General features: G+C 61.5%; 19 protein-coding genes. 9 read left to right on the top strand and 10 right to left on the bottom strand.

The window, feature by feature from the left end; translation table 11 throughout:
- Nucleotides 1-18: 18 nt before the first annotated feature.
- The gene (locus L6D74_RS14385) at nt 19-924 is read left to right on the top strand and encodes a LysR family transcriptional regulator (protein ID WP_236189609.1); all 906 of its coding nucleotides are present in this window, start codon (nt 19-21) and stop codon (nt 922-924) included.
- On the opposite strand, the gene L6D74_RS14380 is transcribed toward L6D74_RS14385, so the two are convergent.
- The 3 genes from L6D74_RS14380 to L6D74_RS14370 all read right to left on the bottom strand — a co-directional run bounded on the left by L6D74_RS14380 (nt 869) and on the right by L6D74_RS14370 (nt 3036).
- Entirely contained in the window at nt 869-1750 is an 882-nt protein-coding gene (locus tag L6D74_RS14380; RefSeq protein WP_236189608.1) for a carboxylate/amino acid/amine transporter, read from the bottom strand. The genes L6D74_RS14385 and L6D74_RS14380 overlap by 56 nt on opposite strands.
- A 212-nt stretch (nt 1751-1962) precedes the next feature.
- Complete coding sequence (locus tag L6D74_RS14375; RefSeq protein WP_011332962.1) at nt 1963-2562, bottom strand: FMN-dependent NADH-azoreductase; 600 nt, start codon at nt 2560-2562, stop codon at nt 1963-1965.
- A gap of 159 nt (nt 2563-2721) precedes the next feature.
- Nucleotides 2722-3036 (bottom strand): hypothetical protein, encoded by a 315-nt coding sequence (locus tag L6D74_RS14370; protein WP_011332961.1) that lies wholly within the window; start codon nt 3034-3036, stop codon nt 2722-2724.
- Nucleotides 3037-3085: 49 nt separating this feature from the next.
- Between L6D74_RS14370 and L6D74_RS14365 the strand changes: the two genes are divergently transcribed.
- The 5 genes from L6D74_RS14365 to aqpZ all read left to right on the top strand — a co-directional run bounded on the left by L6D74_RS14365 (nt 3086) and on the right by aqpZ (nt 8198).
- Nucleotides 3086-4009, top strand: a complete 924-nt coding sequence (locus tag L6D74_RS14365) for a PA3225 family LysR-type transcriptional regulator (RefSeq protein WP_011332960.1) — start codon at nt 3086-3088, stop codon at nt 4007-4009.
- 14 nt (nt 4010-4023) lie between these two features.
- Complete coding sequence (locus tag L6D74_RS14360; protein ID WP_074691123.1) at nt 4024-4827, top strand: alpha/beta fold hydrolase; 804 nt, start codon at nt 4024-4026, stop codon at nt 4825-4827.
- 3 nt (nt 4828-4830) lie between these two features.
- Nucleotides 4831-5394 (top strand): peptidylprolyl isomerase A, encoded by a 564-nt coding sequence (locus L6D74_RS14355; RefSeq protein ID WP_011332958.1) that lies wholly within the window; start codon nt 4831-4833, stop codon nt 5392-5394.
- 88 nt (nt 5395-5482) lie between these two features.
- Nucleotides 5483-7315: an ABC transporter ATP-binding protein gene (locus L6D74_RS14350; RefSeq protein ID WP_236189607.1), complete on the top strand. Its 1833-nt coding sequence runs from the start codon at nt 5483-5485 to the stop codon at nt 7313-7315.
- 187 nt (nt 7316-7502) lie between these two features.
- Entirely contained in the window at nt 7503-8198 is a 696-nt protein-coding gene (gene aqpZ, locus L6D74_RS14345; protein ID WP_236189606.1) for an aquaporin Z, read from the top strand.
- Between the two features lie 15 nt (nt 8199-8213).
- Here aqpZ and L6D74_RS14340 read toward each other — a convergent pair whose 3' ends face one another.
- Nucleotides 8214-9338 carry a GNAT family N-acetyltransferase gene (locus tag L6D74_RS14340; protein ID WP_236189605.1) on the bottom strand — a complete coding sequence of 375 codons (1125 nt, stop codon included), beginning with the start codon at nt 9336-9338 and terminating at the stop codon, nt 8214-8216.
- Nucleotides 9339-9621: 283 nt separating this feature from the next.
- Here L6D74_RS14340 and L6D74_RS14335 point away from each other — a divergent pair, with 283 nt between their 5' ends.
- The gene (locus L6D74_RS14335) at nt 9622-10944 is read left to right on the top strand and encodes a putative porin (RefSeq protein ID WP_236189603.1); all 1323 of its coding nucleotides are present in this window, start codon (nt 9622-9624) and stop codon (nt 10942-10944) included.
- A 128-nt stretch (nt 10945-11072) separates the two neighbouring features.
- Here the strand turns inward: L6D74_RS14335 and L6D74_RS14330 are convergent, their stop codons facing one another.
- The 5 genes from L6D74_RS14330 to aceK form a co-directional block, all read right to left on the bottom strand.
- On the bottom strand, nt 11073-11309 hold the full coding sequence (locus tag L6D74_RS14330; RefSeq protein WP_007956536.1) for an anti-sigma factor family protein: 237 nt from the start codon (nt 11307-11309) through the stop codon (nt 11073-11075).
- Nucleotides 11303-11914: an RNA polymerase sigma factor gene (locus L6D74_RS14325; protein WP_085611586.1), complete on the bottom strand. Its 612-nt coding sequence runs from the start codon at nt 11912-11914 to the stop codon at nt 11303-11305. The genes L6D74_RS14330 and L6D74_RS14325 overlap by 7 nt, the downstream gene beginning before the upstream one ends.
- 135 nt (nt 11915-12049) lie before the next feature.
- Entirely contained in the window at nt 12050-13171 is a 1122-nt protein-coding gene (locus tag L6D74_RS14320) for a beta-ketoacyl-ACP synthase III (RefSeq protein WP_236189601.1), read from the bottom strand.
- A gap of 284 nt (nt 13172-13455) precedes the next feature.
- Nucleotides 13456-17367, bottom strand: coding sequence for an ATP-dependent RNA helicase HrpA (gene hrpA, locus L6D74_RS14315; RefSeq protein ID WP_236189599.1), 3912 nt, complete (start codon nt 17365-17367; stop codon nt 13456-13458).
- 283 nt (nt 17368-17650) lie between these two features.
- Nucleotides 17651-19372: a bifunctional isocitrate dehydrogenase kinase/phosphatase gene (gene aceK, locus L6D74_RS14310; protein WP_064594191.1), complete on the bottom strand. Its 1722-nt coding sequence runs from the start codon at nt 19370-19372 to the stop codon at nt 17651-17653.
- 415 nt (nt 19373-19787) lie between these two features.
- Here aceK and L6D74_RS14305 point away from each other — a divergent pair, with 415 nt between their 5' ends.
- Nucleotides 19788-21413 (top strand): methyl-accepting chemotaxis protein, encoded by a 1626-nt coding sequence (locus L6D74_RS14305; protein ID WP_085648577.1) that lies wholly within the window; start codon nt 19788-19790, stop codon nt 21411-21413.
- A gap of 84 nt (nt 21414-21497) precedes the next feature.
- Nucleotides 21498-22406 carry a DMT family transporter gene (locus tag L6D74_RS14300; protein ID WP_236189598.1) on the top strand — a complete coding sequence of 303 codons (909 nt, stop codon included), beginning with the start codon at nt 21498-21500 and terminating at the stop codon, nt 22404-22406.
- Between the two features lie 57 nt (nt 22407-22463).
- Here L6D74_RS14300 and L6D74_RS14295 read toward each other — a convergent pair whose 3' ends face one another.
- Nucleotides 22464-23327, bottom strand: a complete 864-nt coding sequence (locus L6D74_RS14295; protein ID WP_236189597.1) for a DMT family transporter — start codon at nt 23325-23327, stop codon at nt 22464-22466.
- Nucleotides 23328-23460 lie beyond the last annotated feature (133 nt).

The following is a 23460-nucleotide window of genomic DNA, read 5'->3' as shown; positions in this document are numbered from 1 at the left end:
TCTAAAATAGGGACAATCATGGATCGCATCGAATGCATGCGCGCCTTCGTGGTGACGGTCGGCGAGAACGGCTTTGCAGCCGCCGCCCGGGCCATGGACGTGCCCCGCTCGAAAGTCAGCAAACAGATTCAGGCACTGGAAGAGGCCATCGGTGTGCAGCTGCTGCAACGCACCACCCGCAGCCTGCACCTGACCGAGGCCGGGGCCGAGTATTTCGAAGCGGCGCGGGAAGTGATTGCGGCACTGGACGAGGCCGAACAGCGAGCCCGGGACGGGATTGGCGAATTGCGCGGGGTTTTGCGGGTCAACGCACCGATGTCGTTCGGCCTGCGACGGCTGGGCAAGCTGATTCCGCTGTTCCACGAGCAGCACCCGAACATCGAGCTGCAACTGGTGCTCAGCGACCAGCAAGTCGACCCGGTGCGCGGCGGCTTCGACGTGACCATCCGCATCGCCAGCCTGCCCGACTCGACCATGATCGCCAGACAACTGGCGCCGGCGCCGCGAATCATGGTCGCCTCCCCCGCTTACCTCGAACGCGCGGGCACGCCGCAATCCCCGCAGGATCTGCGCTCACATCAATGCTTGAACTACGGCTATCTGCAGAGCGGGGTCAGCCTGCAACTGTGCAACGGCAAGGAGACCCAGCGCGTCAACGTGACCGGGCCGCTGCACGCCAACAACGGCGACCTGCTGGCGCAAGCGGCCGAGGCCGGCATGGGCATTGCGCTGCTGCCGGACTTCATCGTCGAAGAGGCGTTGGCGGCCGGGCGGCTGGTGCCAGTGCTCTGTGAATGGCAAGCCCCGGCAATCACCATCAACGCCGTGTATTCGTCGGCGCGACGGGTGCCGCAGAAGACCCGGGCGTTTATCGAGTTTCTGGTGGGGCAATTGGCGCCGGCTTGCGAATCCCCAACCGGCTGATCCACACCGCGGCCAGAATCACGCTGCCACCGAGGAACAACCGCCCGAGCTCTTCATGCTGATTCCAGATCAGCAGATTCAGCAGCAGCCCCACCGGCACGTGCAGGTTGTTCATCACCGCCAGGGTGCCGCCGTTGACCAGGCACGCGCCCTTGTTCCACCAATACAAACCGAGTGCGGTCGAGACCAGACCAAGGAAGACCAGCACGCCCCATTGCAGCGGCGCTTCGGGCAGGAAGTTGGATTTGCCGAACAACAGGAACGCCGGCAACGCCACTGCCAGCGCGCCGAGGTAGAAGAAACCGAAGCGCCGGTAGTGCGGCAGATCGCTCGGGTGTTTTGCCACCAGATGCTTGTACAACACCTGCCCGGCGGCGTAGGTGAAGTTGGCCAGTTGCAGCAGCAGAAAGCCCATGAAGAAGTCCGGGTTGATCCGGTCGTAGCGAATCACTGCTGCACCGCACACGGCCACCAGTGCGGCGATCAGCGCCCACGGGTTGAAGCGTCGGTTGAGCGCGTCTTCGATCAGCGTCACGTGCAGCGGCGTGAGGATGGTGAACAGCAGCACTTCCGGCACCGTCAGCACGCGGAAGCTCAAATACAGGCAGACGTAGGTCACGCCGAACTGCAAAGCGCCGATCAGCAGCATGCCGCGCATGAACGCCGGCTCTACCGAGCGCCAGCGGGTCAGCGGAATGAACACCAGCCCGGCCAGTACCACACGCACCAGCACCGCGAAGTAGCTGTCGACATGACCGGCCAGGTATTCGCCGATCAGACTGAAGGAAAACGCCTGGATCAGCGTGACAAAAAGTAGATAGCCCATGCTCGCCTCGATTTCGAATGGCGGCGACGATAGCGTTTTTTGCCAGCCATCGCTAAATCCCGGGCAAAAAAAAGCCCGATCTCGCTAAAGCGTTCAATCGGGCTACAGCACTCAGGAGCAACAAGTGCAAAGGGAGGTTCGATGCGCGTAGAGCCTTGAAGGGGTTGCGCCAGGTCACTAGAACAATCGGCGATTATCTGGCGATTAACATATCAAGCGACCTGGGACAGTTTGGCGTTGGCCTGGTTGAGGCCTTTCTCCTGGAAGTCGCCGCCCAGGTTCATGCCTTCGGCGTGGATGAAGGTCACGTCGTTAATGCCGATGAAGCCCATCACCTGACGCAGGTACGGTTCCTGATGATCCGCCGGGCCGCCGGCGTAGATCCCGCCGCGAGCGGTCAGCACGTAGGCACGCTTGCCGCTGAGCAGGCCTTGCGGGCCGGTTTCGGTGTATTTGAAGGTCACGCCGGCACGCAGTACGTGGTCGAGCCAGGCCTTCAGGGTGCTCGGAATGGCGAAGTTGTACATCGGCGCCGCCATCACCAGCACGTCGGCGGCCAGCAATTCATCGGTCAATTCGTTGGAACGGTCCAGCGAGGCCTGCTCGCTGTCGTTGCGCTGCTCGGCGGATTTCATCCAGCCGCCCAGCAGGTTGATGTCCAGGTGCGGTACCGGGTTCACGGCGAGGTCACGCACGGTGATCTGATCGGCCGGATGCGCCGCTTTCCACTGACTGATGAAGGTCTGGGTCAGTTGACGGGAAACCGAGTCTTGCTGGCGGGCGCTGCTTTCGATGATCAGAACGCGGGACATGTTGTGTAGCCTCCATCCGAGAATGTTGTAAGTCGATGGAGTGAAGGTTAAACAGTGCCGTATCGATGAAAAAGCGCAAATAATTGCTGCAAAGCATCGAAAAATTCGTTTAGATGCAAGCCGTAGCCTGTGGAAGCCCGCTCCCACAGGCCCGTGACGCTATTTCGGGGTGCAGCTCAGCTTGATGCGCAGCTTGATGATGGTCCGGGTGAACTTGGCCGTGGCGTTTTTATGCTTGCCCGCCGCCACCTCGATATTGCGCGTGCGCGGCGCCTCCGGGCCGTTGGTGAACACCACCTTGCAGGTCGCGTCGACGTCGCCGTAGTTGTTGACCTGGATGGAGCCGATGTCGTTATCGGTGTCGAACGCGTTGTAGTCGATCTTCAGGCCGTTGAGGTCCTTTTCCACATCGATCGGGTACGCGAACGCAGTCAGCGGAAGCAGCGCCAGCAACACACAACAGAATTTTTTCATTCGGCAGTCTCCATGAGGGACCGCCAGCTTAGGACAAGAGGAGCTATTGATGAAAGCGCCCCGCGTGACCCTTGATCAATGGCGAACGTTGCAGGCCGTGGTCGACCACGGCGGATTCGCCCAGGCCGCCGAGGCCCTGCACCGTTCGCAATCGTCGGTGAGTTACACCGTCGCCCGCATGCAGGATCAGCTCGGCGTGCCGCTGTTGCGCATCGACGGCCGCAAGGCCGTGCTGACTGAAGCCGGCGGCGTGCTGCTACGCCGCTCGCGGCAATTGGTGAAACAGGCCAGCCAGCTGGAAGACCTTGCCCATCACATGGAGCAGGGCTGGGAAGCCGAAGTACGGCTGGTGGTCGACGCCGCCTACCCGAGCGCCCGTATCGTGCGCGCATTGACCGCGTTCATGCCGCAGAGCCGTGGCTGCCGGGTGCGTCTGCGTGAGGAAGTGCTGTCGGGCGTCGAAGAAGTGCTGCTCGAAGGCGTGGCCGATCTGGCCATCACCGGGCTGAGCATTCCCGGTTACCTTGGCGCGGAATTGAGTGATGTCGAATTTGTCGCCGTCGCCCATCCTGATCATGCGCTGCATCGGCTCAACCGCGAGCTGAGCTTTCAGGACCTGGAAACCCAGATGCAAGTGGTCATCCGCGACTCCGGCCGCCAGCAACCCCGGGACGTCGGCTGGCTCGGCGCCGAGCAGCGCTGGACCGTCGGCAGTCTCGCCACCGCGGCGACGTTCGTCAGCAGTGGCCTGGGATTCGCCTGGCTGCCACGCCACATGATCGAGCGGGAACTGAAAGACGGCTCACTCAAGCTGCTACCGTTGGACAGAGGCGGCAACCGCAACTCCAGCTTCTATCTGTATTCGAACAAGGACAAACCCTTGGGCCCAGCCACGCAAATCCTCATCGAACTGCTGCGCACCTTCGACACCCTGCCGCTGGACGCACCGTTCGCCGCCCCCGAACAAGCCTGACACGGAGTTCACCGATGGCGTATTTCGAGCATGAAGGTTGCAACCTGCACTACGAGGAATATGGCCACGGCGATCCGTTGCTGCTGGTTCACGGTCTGGGCTCCAGCACCCTGGACTGGGAAATGCAGATTCCCGCCCTGGCTGCGCACTACCGGGTGATCGTCCCGGACGTGCGCGGTCACGGCCGCTCCGACAAGCCCCGCGAGCGCTACAGCATCGCCGGTTTCAGCGCCGACATCGTCGCCCTGATCGAGCATTTGAAACTCGGCCCGGTGCACTACGCCGGGCTGTCCATGGGCGGCATGATCGGCTTTCAGCTCGCCGTCGATCAGCCGCGGATGCTCAAGAGCCTGACCATCGTCAACAGCGCTCCCGAGGTCAAGGTGCGTACCCGCGACGATTACTGGCAGTGGTTCAAGCGCTGGAGCCTGATGCGTGTGCTCAGCCTCGCCACCATCGGCAAGGCCCTTGGCGCCAAGCTGTTCCCCAAACCGGAGCAAGCCGATTTGCGTCAGAAGATGGCAGAGCGCTGGGCAAAAAACGACAAACGTGCTTATCTCGCCAGCTTCGATGCGATTGTTGGCTGGGGGGTCCAGGAACGACTTTCCCGGGTCACCTGTCCAACCCTCGTCGTCAGCGCCGACCGGGACTACACCCCCGTTTCGCTGAAAGAAACCTATGTCAGACTGCTGCCCGATGCGCGGCTGGTGGTGATCGCCGATTCGCGCCACGCCACCCCGCTCGATCAGCCCGAACGCTTCAATCAAACGCTGCTGGAGTTCCTCGCCACAGCCGATAATCACCCTCAGGATCACTGACCCATGCTGAAAAAACTCGCCCTCGCCGCCGGCACCGTGCTGTTCGCTGCCAACCTGATGGCTGCCACGCCGGCAAAAGCACCGCACGTGCTGCTGGACACCACCAACGGCCAGATCGAAATCGAGCTGGACCCGGTCAAGGCGCCGATCAGTACCAAGAATTTCCTCGAGTACGTCGACAGCGGCTTTTACAACAACACGATTTTTCACCGCGTGATCCCGGGCTTCATGGCCCAGGGCGGCGGCTTCACCCAGCAGATGCAGCAAAAAGACACCAAGGCGCCGATCAAGAACGAAGCCAGCAACGGTCTGCATAACGTTCGTGGCACCCTGTCGATGGCGCGTACTTCCAACCCGGATTCAGCCACCAGCCAGTTCTTCATCAACGTGGCCGACAACGCCTTCCTCGATCCGGGCCGTGACGCCGGTTACGCGGTGTTCGCCAAAGTGGTCAAGGGCATGGACGTGGTCGACATCATCGTCAACTCCCAGACCACCACCAAACAGGGCATGCAAAACGTGCCGGTCGACCCTGTGATCATCAAGTCGGCCAAGCGCATCGACTAAGCTTTACAGGGCATATCGAGCGGCGCTGACCTGATGTCACGCCGCTCACACTGATAAAAGGAGAGCCCGTGCTCCGGGCGGTTATCTGATGCTCTATCGCCGTTTCGAACAACTGATCGACATATTCCGCGACGCCCCGACGGCGTCTCCGCCGGACCGCGTTCTGCCCTTCTATACCTATTACCTGAAGCAGGTCTGGCCGAGTTTCGTCGCCCTGCTGATCGTCGGCCTGTTCGGCGCGTTGATCGAAGTGGCCCTGTTCAGCTACCTGAGCCGCATCATCGACCTCGCCCAGGGCACGCCGAACGTCGACTTCTTCAAAGTGCATGGCGTCGAACTGGCGTGGATGGCGGTGGTAGCGTTACTGCTGCGCCCGCTGTTCCTGGCGCTGCACGACATGCTGGTGCACCAGACCCTGAGCCCGAGCATGACCAGCCTGATCCGCTGGCAGAACCACAGTTACGTGCTCAAGCAGAGCCTGAATTTCTTCCAGAACGACTTCGCCGGGCGCATTGCCCAGCGCATCATGCAGACCGGCAACTCGCTGCGCGATTCCGCCGTGCAAGCGGTGGATGCGCTGTGGCACGTGCTGATCTACGCGATCAGTTCGCTGGTGCTGTTCGCCGAGGCCGACTGGCGTCTGATGATCCCGCTGCTGACGTGGATCGCCGCCTACATCGGCGCACTTTATTACTTCGTGCCACGGGTCAAGGACCGCTCGGTGGAAGCCTCCGACGCGCGCTCGAAACTGATGGGCCGGATCGTCGACGGCTACACCAACATCGCCACCCTGAAGCTGTTCGCCCACACCAACTTCGAACAGCACTACGCCCGCGAGGCGATCCAGGAGCAGACCGAAAAAGCCCAGCTGGCCGGCCGCGTGGTCACCAGCATGGACGTGGCCATCACCACCATGAACGGCCTGCTGATCGTCGGCACCACGGCGCTGGCCCTGTGGCTGTGGACGCAATCGCTGATCAGCGTCGGCGCGATCGCCCTGGCAACCGGCCTGGTGATCCGCATCGTCAACATGTCCGGCTGGATCATGTGGGTGGTCACCGGCATCTTCGAAAACATCGGCATGGTCCAGGATGGTCTGCAGACCATCTCGCAACCGGTCAGCGTCACCGACCGGGAGCAGGCCAAACCGCTGGCCGTGGCCCGTGGCGAAGTGCGTTTCGAGCACGTGGATTTTCACTACGGCAAGAAGAAAGGCATCATCGGCGACCTCAACCTGACCATCAAACCCGGCGAGAAAATCGGTCTGATCGGCCCGTCCGGCGCCGGCAAATCAACCCTGGTCAACCTGCTGCTGCGCCTGTACGACGTCGAGGGTGGGCGGATTCTGATCGATGGCCAGAACATCGCCGAAGTCGGCCAGGAAAGCCTGCGCGCGCGGATCGGCATGATCACCCAGGACACCTCGCTGCTGCACCGCTCGATCCGCGACAACTTGCTGTACGGCAAGCCCGACGCCACCGACGCCGAACTCTGGGAAGCGGCGCGCAAGGCCCGCGCCGATGAGTTCATCCCGCTGCTGTCGGACGCCGAAGGACGCACCGGATTCGACGCCCATGTCGGCGAGCGCGGGGTAAAGCTGTCCGGTGGTCAGCGTCAGCGGATCGCCATTGCGCGGGTGCTGCTCAAGGACGCGCCGATCCTGATCATGGACGAAGCGACCTCGGCGCTGGACTCGGAAGTGGAAGCGGCGATTCAGGAAAGCCTGGAAACCCTGATGCAGGGCAAGACCGTGATCGCCATCGCCCACCGCCTCTCGACCATTGCCCGCATGGACCGGCTGGTGGTGCTGGAGAACGGCAAGATCGCCGAAAGCGGCAACCATGCCGAACTGCTGGCCCATGGCGGGTTGTATGCGCGGTTGTGGGCGCACCAGACCGGAGGGTTTGTCGGCATCGATTGATCCTGCGCGAAACACAAAAACCGCCAAAGCCCTCTACCCACGGGCTCTGGCGGTTTTTTATCGTCTGCTGGAAATTCGCATGAACCCTGCTGTACTGACCCAAGGCTCCGGAACGGAACCTGTCGTAAATCTGCAAGGAAGCACCACTCGATCCAGTCTCGATAGTACGTCTATCAAGGACACTCTCATGTCTCTGTTCAAACGTTCAGTCACTGAGTTGTTGGGTACGTTCTGGTTAGTGTTGGGCGGTTGCGGCAGTGCGGTCATTGCCGCGTCTTCACCCTTGGGAATCGGCGTGCTGGGAGTCGCCCTGGCGTTTGGTCTGACGGTGCTGACGATGGCGTTTGCCATCGGCCACATCAGCGGCTGTCACCTCAACCCGGCGGTGTCGGTCGGTCTGTCCGTCGGCGGTCGATTCCCGGCCAAAGAGCTGCCCGCCTACATCATTGCCCAAGTGATCGGGGCGATCCTCGCGGCGGCGCTGATCGTCTACATCGGCAGCGGCAAGGAAGGCTTCGACGTCGCCGCCGGCCTGGCCTCAAACGGTTATGGCGAACACTCTCCGGGCAAATACTCGATGGCCGCCGGCTTCGTCACCGAGCTGGTGATGACCGCCATGTTCGTGGTGATCATCCTCGGCGCCACCGACAAACGCGCTCCGGCGGGACTGGCACCTATCGCCATTGGCCTGGCCCTGACGCTGATCCACCTGATCTCGATTCCGGTGACCAACACCTCGGTCAACCCTGCCCGCAGCACCGGCCCGGCGCTGATGGTCGGCGGCTGGGCCATCGCGCAGTTGTGGATGTTCTGGGTCGCGCCGCTGCTCGGTGCGGTGGTTGGTGGCGTGATCTATCGCTGGTTAGGCAAGGAAGACAGCTGAGGGAGTCGGCGAGGATCAGGCTTGCCGATACGGCAAGGCGCTCCTCGCCTCTTCCGCATAAGCCAGTACACCGGCGCGCTCCTGGTGCAGGAAGTCTTTTACCGCGACTTTCAAACCGGGATGGCGCAGGTAATGCCAGGAATGGGTAATCACCGGTTCGAAGCCGCGAATCAGTTTGTGCTCGCCCTGGGCACCGGCATCGAAACGCTGAAAGCCCTGGGCAATCGCATAGTCCATGCCCTGATAGAAACAGGTCTCGAAGTGCAGCCGGTCGAACTCGGCCAGGCATCCCCAATAACGCCCGTAAAAGCTGTCGCCGCCCACCAGGCTGAACGCCATCGCCACCGGCCGTGAGCCCTGTCGGGCCAGCACCACGCGAATCGCTTCCGGCATGCGCTCGGCCAGCAGGCTGAAGAACTCCCGGGTCAGGTACGGTGCCTGCCGACGCACCGCGTAGGTGTTGGCATAACAGGCGTAGACGAAATCCCACTGCGCCTCGTCCAGCTCGCGGCCTTCCAGCCATTCGAACTCGAAACCCTGTCCCGCCACTTGCTCGCGCTCCTTGCGCATCTGCTTGCGCTTGCGCGAGGCGAGCACGTCGAGAAAGTCCTGAAAGTCGCGATAGCCGCGATTCTGCCAGTGGTACTGACAGCCGATGCGTTGCAGCCAGCCCGGCTGCTCGGCCATGGCGGCATCGGTAAATGCATCGGTGAAGTTGATGTGGGCGCTGGAGAGCTCTTCGATTTCCAGATAGCCCGGCAGGCTCTTGAGCAGCTCGAATCCGTCCTCGACATTCGCTGCCAACAACCGTGGGCCGCTGACCGGGCTGAACGGCACGGCGCTGAGGAACTTGGGGTAGTAATCGATGCCGGCGCGGGCGCAGGCATCGGCCCAGCCGTGATCGAACACGTATTCTCCGTAGGAGTGCCACTTGCGATAACCGGGCAACGCGGCGATCACGCGCCCCGCTTTGACGTGCAGCAAATGCTCCGCTTGCCAGCCGGTGTGCGGGCCGACGCTGCCGCTGTCCTCCAGCGAAGCCAGGAAGGCGTGGCGCAGAAACGGCTGGTTTTGCGGGACCAGAACATCCCAGTCGGACGCTGGAATTTCCGACAGTTTATGCAGACGTTGCAGCGGCATTTTCCTCTCCACTTTCGGGCGTGAACGCCCGGCGAGTATCGCTGATCGGCGGGGCGTTGCCCACGTCCGATTACGCGACAGCGCTCTAAATCAATAGTTCACGGCAGCTTTGTATCGTCATCAACCTGCCATCATCGTGCCACTGCTCTGTCATAAACCATCGCGATACTGGCGCCTGTTTTTAGAGCGCCGGGTTCTACCCCGGACACTGTTTTCCGACCGTCAAACCGTCGGTTGTGCCCAGGATGGTTCAGCCATCCCCTTTTCATCTTCGGAGATTGCTATGCGTCTTGCTTCCACGAAAACTGCGGCGGCCCTGTGCGGTGGCTTGTTGCTGGCCATGAGTGTTCCGGCCAGTGCCGCAGTCGACGCCAAACTGCTCGACATGCTCAAGGCTAACGGTTCGATTTCCCAGGCGCAGTACGTTGAACTGCAAACTGAACTGGCCAAGGATCAGAAGGCCCAGCAAATCGCGCAGCAGGCGCAGCAAGAGACCAACGAGCAAATCGCGGCGACCGCGAAGAAAACCAACGAACTCAGCAGTTTCGACCAGAAACTGGCCTGGGCCGCCAAGACCCAGTTCAAGGGTGACGTGCGTATCCGTCAGGAAACCATCAAGATCGACGGCGAGCCGAACAACGGCGGCCGCGACAAGGATCGCCAGCGCATCCGTGCCCGTCTGGGTGCGTACACCGAGATCAACCCGCAAGTCGACACCGGCATCCGTATCGCCACCGGCGGCGGCGACGACGCCCGTTCGACCAACCAGGACCAGGACAACTACTTCGACAAGAAGCAGATCTGGCTCGACCTGGGCTACATCGACTACCACCCGGACCAGATCAAGAACCTGCACATCATCGGCGGCAAGATGCTGCAACCGTGGGTGAGCATGGGCGACGTGATCTGGGACAGCGACATCAACCCGGAAGGTCTGGCCGTTACCTACAAGTATCCGTTGGGCAGCAGCATCGAACTGTTCGGCAGCCTGGGTAACTACAACCTCAAGGACAACGTCGATGGCGACGGCGTGCAGTTCCGTCACGACCTGCGCCTGACCGCCGGCCAGTTGGGCAGCCGCTTCGCCATCACCGACAACCTGAAACTGACCCTGGGCGGCAGCGTCTACGCCTACCAGAACGACGAAGACAGCCGTTGCACCGGCACCTCCACGCCGTGCGCCCTGGCCGTCAACGGCAACTCGGCCGACAACGAATTCCGTCTGTACGAAGGCTTCAGCCAGGTCGACATCGGCGGCCTGCCAATGCCGCTGTCGTTCTACGGTCAGTACGTGAAGAACAACGATGCAGTGACCGATCAGGACACCGCGTGGCTGGTAGGTGCCAAGTCGAAGGTCTTCGGCCTGAACCTCGACTACAACTATCGTGACGTGCAGCGCAACGCGGTGGTCGGCGCCTTCACCGATTCGGACTTCGCCAACGGCACCACCGGTTCCCGTGGCCACAAGTTCAAGGTCGGCTACGACATCGACAAAAACTTCGCCATTGGTGCGACTTACTTCCTGACCAAGGCCGACTTCTCCAGCCGTACCCAGCGTGATGCAGACACCAACACCCTGCAGCTGGACGCGGAAGCGAAGTTCTAAGCAACCCGGCAACAGACTTCAAACGATGGGTTTACATCCGGTTCCATCGTTTGAAGAGGCTTCAACAGACTGGCGCGGCCGCAGCGATCCCCATCATCCGTTCGCTGCGGCCGCGCCAGTCTGTGTTTTCAGGATCGATCCTTGCGCCGCAGCTGTGCCAGCTGCTCGGCCAACGCGTCCACGCCCTCTTCAGGCTTTTGCGGCATCGCTCGCAACGTCGCCTGCATCAAACGCATCTGGCGAATGAACCGCCGGCAATTGCGGCAGAACATCAGGTGATGACGCACCATCAACTTCTCGCGAAAGCTCAACTGGCCATCGAGATAATCGCTGGATCGCGCCACTTGCTCCTTGCAGGTCAACATTCTCCCGTCTCCTCAAAATGCTCCACGGTCGCGAAGACCTTCAAGCGTGCCCTGTGCAGCAACACGCGGACATTGGAGAGCGAGATCTCCAGAAGATTACAGATGTCCTCCAGCTCCAGACCCTGACGCTCGCGCAGCGTGAGCACACTGCTCTGAAGTTCGGAGAGACTGAGCAACGTATGCTCCAGGCATTCACGCAGCTCGCCTTCCGTCAGCAACGCTTCGGGCGTGTCCTGGTGCCAGGCGAACGGTGCGACCAGCCAGTGACCGTCGCCGGGAGAGAAGCGATTGTCGTCGATGGTGCCGTGGGGGGACGGCAGATCATCCAGCAACACTTCGCGACGATTGAGTTTGTAGCGGCTCTTGGCCGAGTTGGCGGTGATGGTCAGCAGCCAGGTCTTGAGACTGGAGCGCCCCTCGAAACGGCCGATATTACGCACCACCGACAGCCACGCGTCCTGCACCACTTCTTCGACGTGGCGCTGGCCGACAATCGCGTAGGCGACCGCGCGCATGGGGCTTTGATAGGTGCTGACCAGTTCCTTGAAGGCTTTCTGTTCGCCTGCCAACAACCGCTCGAGCAGTTGTGTGTCGTCAACCGCCATCCATCAATCCCCTTTTCCTGACTCCGAAAATGATAGCGGCAGGATCTCTCCTGCCGCCAGTTTCGAAAATTACAGCGCTCGCGCCGATTCGGATGTAGGAAACGTCAGCACGATTAAGAGGAAATGAACTCGCTCTTAGCGTTTACGCAGAATCACGCTACCAATCGAGTAACCGGCACCGAACGAACTAAGCACCGCCAGCGAACCGGCCGCCAGATCGTCCTGATATTTGTGGAACGCGATCACGGAACCGGCGGAGCTGGTGTTGGCGTAGGTGTCGAGAATCACCGGGGCTTCTTCTTCGGTGGCTTCGCGACCCAGCAGCTTGCGCACGATCAGGTGGTTCATGCTCAGGTTGGCCTGGTGCAGCCAGAAGCGCTTCACGTCACCGACGTTGAGCTTGTTCTCTTCCAGATGCTCGCCGATCAGCTCGGCCACCATCGGGCAGACATCCTTGAACACCTTGCGGCCTTCCTGCACGAACAGTTTGTCGCGGGCGCCGATGCCCTCTTCCGCCGCGCGGTTGAGGAAGCCGAAGTTGTTGCGGATGTTGTTGGAAAACTTGGTCAGCAGTTTGGTGCTGACCACATCGAACTGGTGTTTCGACGTCGCCAGATCGGCGCGCTCGATGATCACCGCCGTGGCGGCGTCACCGAAGATGAAGTGGCTGTCGCGGTCACGGAAGTTCAGGTGACCGGTGCAGACTTCCGGGTTGACCATCAGGATCGCCCGGGCCTGACCCAGTTGCACGGTGTTGGCCGCTTGCTGGATACCGAAGGTCGCCGACGAGCAGGCCACGTTCATGTCGAAACCGAAACCCTGGATGCCCAGCGCTTCCTGGACTTCGATGGCGATGGCCGGGTAGGCGCGCTGCAGGTTGGAGCAGGCGACAATCACGCCGTCGATGTCGGCGGCGGTCTTGCCGGCACGTTGCAAGGCTTGTTCGGCAGCGCCGATGGCCATCTGGCAGAGTACCGACCATTCGTCGTTGGAACGCTCCGGCAGCCGTGGCGCCATGCGCGCAGGGTCGAGGATGCCGTCCTTGTCCATGACAAAGCGGCTCTTGATGCCGGAAGCTTTTTCGATGAACGCGGCGCTGGACTCGGTCAGGGCCTGGATTTCGCCGCTGGCGATGGCGTCGGCGTTGTCCGCGTTGAACTGGGCGACGTAGGTATTGAAAGACTGCACCAGCTCTTCGTTGGAGATGCTGTTGGCCGGGGTGTACAGGCCGGTGCCGCTGATGACGACGTTATGCATGGTCGTTTCTCTAATCTGTTCAGGCAGAAAGTGCTGGCACCGACGTGCCAACACGCAAAGGGTCCATTCCCGTATCAGGGACGCAAAAACCTGGCATCGCTTTATTCCGTTACGCGGCCCGGCAAAGGCTCTGGGACGCGAAAACGGCATTTATGGTGGCGAAGTTTGCCATAAACCCGAGGTTTTGGCGCCTTTCCCAAGCGTCACGACCTTCCCAATGTGGGAGCGACCTTGCTCCCACAAGGGGAATTTGTGATCGTTCCCACGGAGCGATCAGGCACTCGCTAGGGTTCTACCTGCGTCCACTGCTTGTTGAGGCGTTTGTCGGAGATCGGCACCTTCGTCCCCAACTGCTGGGCGAACAGCGAAACCCGGTACTCCTCCAGCCACCAGCGATACAGCTCAAGCTGCGGATCGCGCTTGCCTTCCTGGGCATGCTTGGCAGCGCGGGTCTGGTATTGCGTCCAGAGCCCGGCGAGTTCGCCGCTCCAGACCCGATCCTTCTGCACTTGCGCGCCCAGCTTCTCGAAACGCTGCTCGACCGCTTTCAGGTAACGCGGCAACTCCTTGAGCCAGAGCATCGGCGTTTCCCGGACGAAGCCCGGATACACCAGATGACTGAGCTGCTGCTTGATATCGTTAAGCGCCACCGCCTGAGCCAGGTCGATCTTGCCCTTGAAGCGCTTTTGCAGACCGTGCCAGAGCTTGAGGATTTCCAGAGTCAGGCGTGCCACCCGTTCGGCGTGCTCGGTCCAGCTGCCGCGCTTGCGCTCGGCCAGTGCCGCCAGCCCTGCGCCGTCACGCGGCAACGGGTCTTCACCGTCAAGAATGCAGCTGTCGAGGCTGGCCAGCAGAATGTCTTCGACCAGCGCATCAACCCGCCCCAGTTCGCGGTACAGCAGGCCCAGTTCGGTCAGGCCCGGCAACTTGCCGCGCAGGAACTTCGCCGGTTCGGCCAGTTGCTGCAGCAGCAGACGTTGCAAGGCGCGGCGGTGCTGGAATTCGGCTTCGGCCGGGGTAGAAAATCGCCCTTCCTTGACCGTACCGCCCTCTTCCACCAGCGCCGGATACACCGTCATCGACAGCCCGGCGATCTTCTGTTGGGTCTTTTCCGCCACTGGCGCAAAAACCTTGGCTTCCACCGGCTGCTGGCTTTTCGCACTTTGTGGCACCGCCAGTGCGGCCTGGCTGGCTTCGGCGAAACGTGCAGTGAGTTCGGCCAGATCCCGGCCTTCGCCAAGGAACTTGCCTTGGCCGTCGACGATTTCCAGGTTCATCCGCAGGTGGCTTTCAACCTGCTGCGCCGCTTCGGCCCAGGCTTCATCGCTGACCCGCGCACCGGTCATGCGCAGCAGTTCGCGACCCAGCGCTTGCGGCAACGAACCTTCGGCGAAGGTCATGCGTTGCAGCGCGGCCTTGATGAAGTCCGGCACCGGCACGAAGTTTTTTCGCAAAGCCTTGGGCAGGTTGCGCACCAGCGCGATGCACTTGGCCTCGATCAGTCCCGGCACCAGCCATTCCAGGCGTTCCGGCGGCAGCATCGGCAACAGCGGCGCCGGCACACGCAGGGTCACGCCGTCACGCGGGTGATTCGGTTCGAAGTGGTAACTCAGCGCCAGTTCCAGGTCGCCGATGTGCAGCGTGTCCGGGTAATGCTGGGCGGTGACTTCGCTGGCTTCGCGGGCCAGCACGTCTTCCTCGCGCATGATCAGCAGTTGTGGATCTTTCTGGCTGTTGACGCGGTACCAGCTGTCGAACGTCGCGGTCTGGTGAATCTCCGCCGGCAAACGCGCGTCGTAGAACGCGTAGAGGGTTTCCTCGTCGGCCAGAATGTCCCGACGACGAGCCTTGGCTTCCAGTTCGTCGAGTTGTTCGAGCAATTGCTTGTTGGCAGTCAGGCATTTGGCCCGGGACTGAATCTCGCCGCGCACCAGACCTTCGCGGATGAACAGTTCACGCGAGACCACCGGATCTACCGGGCCGTAGTGCACCGGTCGACGGCCGACCACGATCAGGCCGAACAGGGTGATCTGTTCGAACGCGACGACCTGGCCGCGCTTCTTCTCCCAGTGCGGTTCGAAGTGGTTCTTCTTGATCAGGTGCCCGGCCAGCGGTTCGATCCAGTCGGCGTCGATCTTCGCCACCATCCGCGCGTAGAGCTTGGTGGTTTCCACCAGTTCGGCGGTCATCACCCACTGCGGGCGTTTCTTGCCGATACCCGATGACGGGTGAATCCAGAACCGCCGCTGACGGGCGCCAAGGTAATCGCCGTCCTCGGTTTTCTGACCAATCTGGCTGAGCAGGCCGACCAGCACCGCTTTGTGCAGCTTCGGATAATCCGCCGGTTCTTTGTTCAGGCTCAGCTGCAAGTCGCGGCAGATCAGGCTCAACTGACGGTGGGAATCGCGCCACTCGCGCAGGCGCAGGTAGTTGAGGAAATTCTTGCGGCACCAGTTGCGCAGCGGGCTGGCGGTCAGCGCCTGGCGCTGCTCTTCAAAACCGCGCCACAGATTGACCAGCCCGGCGAAGTCCGAATCGGCGTCCTTCCACTGAGCGTGGGCCTGGTCAGCGGCCTGCTGACGCTCCGGCGGACGCTCGCGCGGATCCTGAATCGACATGGCACTGGCGACGATCAGCACCTCCTGCAAGCTGCCAAGTTTCGCCGCTTCCAGCAGCATGCGGCCCATGCGCGGGTCCACCGGCAGGCGCGCCAGTTGGCGACCGAGCGGGGTCAGCTGACTGTTGCGATCCACCGCCGACAATTCCTGCAGCAGGTTGAAACCGTCGCTGATCGCCTTGCCGTCCGGCGGCTCGATAAACGGGAAATCAGTGATCTCGCCGAGGCGCAGATGGAGCATCTGCAAGATCACGGCCGCAAGGTTGGTGCGCAGGATTTCCGGATCGGTGAATTCCGGACGACCGAGGAAATCCTCTTCGCTGTACAAGCGCACGCAGATACCCGGCTCGACCCGGCCGCAGCGACCTTTACGCTGGTTGGCACTGGCCTGGGAAATCGCTTCGATCGGCAGCCGCTGGACCTTGGCACGGTAGCTGTAGCGGCTGATGCGCGCGGTGCCGCTGTCGATCACGTAACGGATGCCCGGCACGGTCAGCGAAGTTTCCGCAACGTTGGTCGCCAGCACCACGCGACGCCCCGGATGGGACTGAAAGATCCGCTGCTGCTCGGCCGGCGACAGGCGCGCGTACAACGGCAGGATTTCGGTGTGTTTGAGCTGGGCCTTGCGCAGCATGTCGGCGGCGTCGCGAATCTCGCGCTCGCCGGGCAGGAACACCAGCACATCACCGGGACTGCGGCGCTCGCTGCGCTCATAGGCGGCGATTTCGTCGAGGGTGGCGAGAATCGCCTGATCCACGGTCAGGTCATCCTCGACGCGGTTGCCTTCTTCGTCTTGCTCCAGCGTCAGCGGGCGATACCAGGTTTCAACCGGGAAGGTGCGGCCGGACACTTCGACAATCGGCGCATCGTCGAAATGCTTGGAGAAGCGCTCCAGATCGATGGTCGCCGAAGTGATGATGACTTTCAGATCCGGGCGACGCGGCAGCAGGGTTTTCAGGTAACCGAGCAGGAAGTCGATGTTGAGGCTGCGTTCGTGGGCTTCGTCGACGATGATCGTGTCGTAGCGTTCGAGGTAGCGGTCGTTCTGGGTTTCCGCCAGCAGGATGCCGTCGGTCATCAGTTTGATCAGGGTGTTCGAATCGCTTTGGTCTTCGAAGCGCACCTGATAACCGACCAGCGCGCCCAGCGGTGTACCGAGTTCTTCGGCAACCCGGCTGGCCACGCTGCGCGCCGCGATCCGCCGAGGCTGGGTGTGGCCGATCAAACCGTGCTGGCCGCGACCGATCTCCAGACAGATTTTCGGCAACTGGGTGGTTTTGCCCGAGCCGGTTTCACCGGCGATGATCAGCACCTGGTGCTTTTCCAGGGCCTTCTTGATTTCGTCACGCTTGGCTGCAATCGGCAGGCTGTCGTCGTAACGGATCACCGGCAGGCTGGCCTTGCGTGCCAGCACCTGATCGCAGGACGCCTGCATGCGCGCCACCCACTGGGCCAGCTTGGCCTCGTCGGGTTTCTTGCGCAGCTCAAGCAACTGTCGCCGCAGCCGGTGGCGGTCGGCGAGCATGGCGTGATCGAGGTTTTTCAGCAGTTTGTCGATGGAGGGCGATTCGTCGGTCATCGGGTACGCAATTCGGTCGTCTAGTGGCGCAAGGACGCGATTGTCGCAGATTTGCGGGATTTGTGGCGTGTCTGGGGGATTGCTGCCCTCACCCTAGCCCTCTCCCAGGGGGAGAGGGGACTGATCGGGGGTTGCTCTAGAGCTACGCCGACCTGAAGGAGCCTCACCGAATCCATAATCGCCACGATCTTTCAGGTCGATGTTTGACCCGAGACACCTCGGTCAGCTCCCTCTCCCTCCGGGCGGTCCGACGCTTCGGGAGGGCTGGGGTGAGGGAAAGCCGTTACTCGTTATCCAAGCCTTTGCGCCGATATGGAAAGACATCGATGACTTTCCCCGCCCGAATCGCCTCCTGCAATCCCTTCCAGTAATCAGCGTTGTACAACTCGCCATGCAACTGATCGAACAGTTTGCGCTGCGCCGAATCGGCAAACAGGAACGGCGGAAACTCTTCGGGAAACACATCCAGAGGCCCGATCGAATACCAAGGCTCGGAGGCCATTTCGTCCTCTGGCGTGCGCGGTGCCGGGATGTGGCGGAAATTCGCTTCAGTGAGGAAACAGATCTCGTCGTAGTCGTAGAACACCACCCGGCCATGACGGGTGACGCCGAAGTTCTTCAGCAGCATGTCGCCGGGAAAGATGTTGGCCGCCGCCAGTTGCTTGATCGCCAGGCCGTAATCCTCCAGCGCTTCGCGCACCTGGGCTTCGTTGGCGTTATCCAGATAGAGATTAAGCGGCGTCATTCGGCGCTCGGTCCAGCAGTGGCGGATCAGCACGGTTTCGCCTTCCAGCGACACCGTGGACGGCGCGACTTCCAGCAGCTCCGCCAGGCACGCCGGCTCGAATTTGCTCAGGGGAAAACGGAAGTCGGCGAATTCCTGGGTATCGGCCATGCGCCCGACCCGGTCGACGCTTTTCACCAGTCGGTACTTCTCGATCACCGTGGCGCGGTCGACGTTTTTCGATGGAGAGAAACGATCCTTGATGATCTTGAACACGGTGTTGAAGCCCGGCAGCGTGAACACGCTCATGACCATGCCGCGCACGCCCGGCGCCATGATGAACTGGTCATCGGTGTTGGCCAGGTGATTGATCAGGGCGCGGTAGAACTCCGATTTACCGTGCTTGTAGAAACCGATCGAGGTGTACAGCTCGGCGATGTGCTTGCCCGGCAGGATGCGTTTGAGGAAACCGATGAACTCCGCCGGCACCGGCACATCCACCATGAAATACGAACGGGTGAAGGAGAAGATGATCGACACCTCCGCTTCGTCGGTGATCAATGCGTCGATCTGAATCCCGCGCCCTTCGCGGTGCAGCAACGGAATCACCAACGGCCACTGATCGTCGTTGGTGTAGATGCGCCCCACCAGGTACGCGCCCTTGTTGCGGTACAGCACCGAGGAAAACAGCTCGACGCTCAGCTCCGGGTCCTTGCACACCCAGTCCGGCAGGTTCTCGCGCAGTTGCGCCTCCAGACGCAGCAAGTCGCCGGGCAAATCGGCGTAGGCCTCGCTGAAGCGGTAATCGGCAAAGATGCTCGCGAGCATGGCCGAAATCTGCCCTTGCGGCTTGTAGGTGCGGGTCTGTGCGGCCCGGGCGCGGCGCAGGCTCGGGCGCGTGGTGTGGATGAACATGCAGCCGTCACTGATCAGGTCGTGGCTGAACAGGCTGCAGAAAATCGAGTTGTACCAGGTCTCGGACAGTTCATCGTCGAAGCGCAGGTCGATGATGCTGATGTAGGCGCTTTTCACCAGTGGCCAGCAGGTGACGTCCATCAAGGTGTCCGGCTCGAAATACTCGCGCAGGCGGGCGACGGTTTCACCGACCTTTTCTTCGTAGAGGTTGATCCGCGCCGCCGACGCGGTTTGCGTGTCCTGCCAGCGGGCTTGCTCGAAGCGCTCCCGGGCGCCGTCGGTGATCCGCCGGAAATGCTCGCGGTAATCGTCAAAGCCATCGAGGATCAGGCGGGCGATGTCGGTGGCTGGCCATTGCTGCGGCATAGATGAGACCTCTGCGGGAATTGGAGAATCTGTGCTCGAAGGCCTGAGCTTAGCCACGGAAGCAGGCGCAGGAGAAGTGCAATTTCGGCCAAATCCTCTTGCGGGTTGTACAACGACACAGTTTTTATCAAAGTTTTTTTAATCGACCGTTCGGTCAATAAACGTCCCTTCGGCTTCTCCCTATCGCTGAACGCCAGCCCGCGTTTCTTCTGGGTTTCGGATCCAACCCGGTAGCGACGTCTCTAATCCGCGCTTTTCCCGGCTAGTTCCTTCTCGTCCATCGCGTGCCATCCCGGTTAAAAATGGCCTTACTAAGATAGTGGCACTTTGATATACAGCCCGCCATCACCCGCCTTACAACAAGATCCTCGGTCCACGAGGACGACCTCTCCCCCAATCCCCAAGGAGCACATTGATGTCTATCCGGAATCTGCGCATAGGTTTGCGCGCCAGTTTGTGTTTTGCCGTTCTGGCCAGTCTGCTGGTGGTGGTCGGCCTGTTCGGTCTGGGCCAGATGAAAACCCTGCGCGAGAGCGCGGCGGTGATCGAGGAATCGTGGATGCCCAGCATCGAAAGCATCCATGACGCAGCGGCGAACATTGCCAGTATTCGTCTCGAATCCCTGCGCCTGATCACCAGCACCCAGGTGGCCGTTCGCGAACGCAGCAAAGGCATTCTCACCGCGCAACGTCAGGAATTGCTCAAGCGCCTCGACGACCACAAGGCCCTGATCGCCAATGACCAGGAGCGAGCGATGCTGGAAGGTTTGAGCGCCGACACGGCCAAGTACCTGAGCATCCTCGACCAGATCATCAAACAGATCGATGCCGGACAAAACGAACAAGCCTACGCGCGCCTGACCACTGAACTGGCGCCCCAGGGCACGGTGCTCGACAAGACCCTTGAGCAAATGATCAGCCTCAATCAGCAAGGCGCGGATGCCGCCGCCAAGTCCGCGGCGGCGATGTACCAGCAGGCGCTGTGGATCGTCGCCGCGATCATCGTCATCGCCCTGATTGCCACGTTGTTGCTGGCCTGGTTGCTGACCCGCAGCATCACCACGCCGATCAATCAGGCGCTGAACGCGGCACGGCAGATTGCTTCGGGAGACCTCAGCGGTCGCATCGACAGCGAGGGTCGTGATGAAGCGGCGCAGTTGCTCACGGCGCTGGCGCAGATGCAGGGCAATCTGCGCTCGACCATTCGCGGCATCAGCGAGTCGGCCCAGCAACTGGCCTCCGCTGCCGAGGAAATGAGTTCGGTGATGGAGCAGAGCACCCGCGGCCTGCAACAGCAAAATGACCAGATCGAGCAGGCCGCCACGGCGGTCACCGAGATGAGCACGGCGGTGGATGAAGTGGCCGCCAATGCGGTGTCCAGTGCCCAGGCCTCCGAAGCGTCGAACGAGGACAGCAAACACGGGCATGTGCAGGTCAGCGAGACCATCAGTTCGATTCAGGAACTGGTCAGTGCAGTACTCGGCGCGTCCGAACAGGCCGAGGGCCTTGCGACTCAGGCCCAGGACATCAGCAAAGTGCTGGAAGTGATTCGCGGCATCGCCGGGCAGACCAACCTGCTGGCCCTGAACGCTGCGATTGAAGCCGCGCGCGCCGGTGAGGCCGGGCGTGGGTTTGCAGTGGTTGCCGACGAGGTCCGCTCGCTGGCCCAGCGCACGCAGAACTCCACCGAAGAAATCGAGCTGATGATCAGCAGCATTCAGCAAGGCACCAGTGCCACCGTCGGCGCCTTGCAAAACAGCGCCGAGCAGGCCAGCCATACCCTGCGTCGCGCCAACAGTGCCGGCCATGCACTGGAGAAAATCACCGCGTCGATTTCGCAGATCAACCAGCGCAACCTGGTGATCGCCAGCGCCGCCGAGCAACAGGCGCTGGTGGCTCGGGAGGTCGATCAGAACCTGGTGACCATCCGTGATCTGTCGACACAAACCGCAGCAGGTGCCACCCAGACCTCTGCCGCCAGTCAGGAACTGTCACGGCTGGCCGTCGACCTGAACGCACTGGTCACGCGCTTCGTGATCTGATCAGACAATTAAATGCCCGATTAGCGGTTGCCATCGCCGGGGCCCTCGGCAACACTCTCGTCCCGATCAAGGAAGGAGTGGCCCGTGAGCCCCGTCGATATTTTCCGCATGTTGTCGCTGGCCGCCATCTGGGGCGCGAGCTTCCTGTTCATGCGCATCATCGCTCCTGCGATCGGTACGGTTCCGACCGGATTCTTCCGCGTTTCCATCGCCGCCGTCGGCTTGCTGGTGATCCTCGGGCTGATGCGCATCAGCTGGGATTTCAAAGGCAAGCTCAAGACTGTGATGTTGCTGGGCGTGATCAACTCCGGCGTGCCGGCGACGCTGTATTCGGTCGCCGCCCAGGTGCTGCCGGCCGGTTATTCGGCGATCTTCAATGCCACCACGCCATTGATGGGCGTGTTGATCGGCGGTTTGTTCTTCAGTGAAAAACTCACGCTGGCCAAACTCGCCGGGGTGTTCCTCGGCCTGCTCGGGGTGGGCGTGCTGACCCGCGCCGGCCCGGTCGCGTTCGATCTGCACCTGCTGATGGGCGCGGTGGCCTGCCTGCTCGCAACCACTTGCTATGGCTTCGCCGGGTTCCTCGCCCGACGCTGGCTGGATCAGGCCGGCGGGCTCGACAGTCGTCTGTCGGCGCTGGGCAGCATGCTCGGTGCGACCCTGTTTCTGTTGCCGCTGTTCGGTTACAGCGTCATCACTGCGCCGCCGGTGAGCTGGGGTGGCTGGAATGTCTGGCTGTCGCTGTTGGGCCTTGGGCTGGGCTGCACCGCGTTTGCCTACATCATTTACTTCCGCCTGTTGAGCTCCATCGGGCCGGTGAAATCGATGACCGTGACCTTCATGATTCCGCCGTTCGGTGTGTTGTGGGGGGCGCTTTTTCTCGATGAGCCGCTGTCGATGGCCCACGTGTATGGCGGGGTATTGATCGCCATTGCGCTGTGGCTGGTGCTGAAACCCGCTGTGGTGAAACCGGCAGAAATCACCGCCCCCTGATTGGCAGATGCACAAAGGCCCGGGAGTTTCCTCCCGGGCCTTTTTCATGCGCGGCGGTTATGCCGATTTACGGAACACGAACACCAGACCGACGATGATCAACAGCATCCCCAGCACGCTCAACGCGGCCAGGCGATTGCCGAAGATCAGGTAGTCCATCACCGCCGTCACGGCCGGCACCAGATAGAACAGGCTGGTGACATTGACCAGATTGCCCCGGGCGATCAGTCGGTACAGCAGCAACGTCGCCAGCACGGAAACCACCAGTCCCATCCACAGCACCGGCACGATGAAACCGGCGCTGTGCTCGAAGTGAAACGGCTGGAACGGCACGAAAATCCCGCACAGCAGCAGCCCCGCCAGATACTGCACCGGCAGCGTGCCGAGGGGATTGTCGGTGATGCGCTTCTGCATGATCGAGCCGAAGGTCATGCTCGCCAGCGCCAGCAGCCCGAACAGCATCCCCGCCAGCGACATCCCGGCCAGACCGATGCCCTGATAAACCACCATGATCAGACCGGCCAATCCCAACGCCAGCCCAAACATTCGGCTCGCCGAGCGCTTCCGCTCCATGATCACCACCGTGAGGATCGGCTGCACGCCCATGATGGTCGCCATCACTCCGGGCGTGACTTTCAGATCCAGCGCCAGCAGATAGAAGATCTGATAAGCCCCCAACAGCACCACCCCGGTGGCCATCGCGTACAGCATCGGCTTGCCGCCCTTGGGCAACCTCAACTTGAGCAATGGCACCAGCAGCACCAGCCCACACAGGGCAATCACAAAACGGATCAGCAGAAAGGCGAAGGGTGAAGCGTGGGCCAGCCCCCACTTGGAGAAGATCGCCCCGCTGCTCCATAGCAGAACGAACAGGCTCGTGGACGCCGCCGCGAGCGCGGACTTTTTCGAAAGGACAAACATGAATACCACCTGTAGTCAGGCAAATAGCCAACTCAGCCGAAGCTGAAATTCAGTAGGTTTTTTCAGGCGGGCACAGGGGTCAGCAGCAAACGCTGATCAGCCCGAAATACCAACGCCCGGCGGTGATACGACT

Source organism: Pseudomonas pharyngis, assembly GCF_021602345.1.
GTDB lineage: Bacteria > Pseudomonadota > Gammaproteobacteria > Pseudomonadales > Pseudomonadaceae > Aquipseudomonas > Aquipseudomonas pharyngis.
The sequence above is the reverse complement of the archived record's forward strand: the minus strand, read 5'-3'. Positions and strand labels throughout refer to the sequence as shown.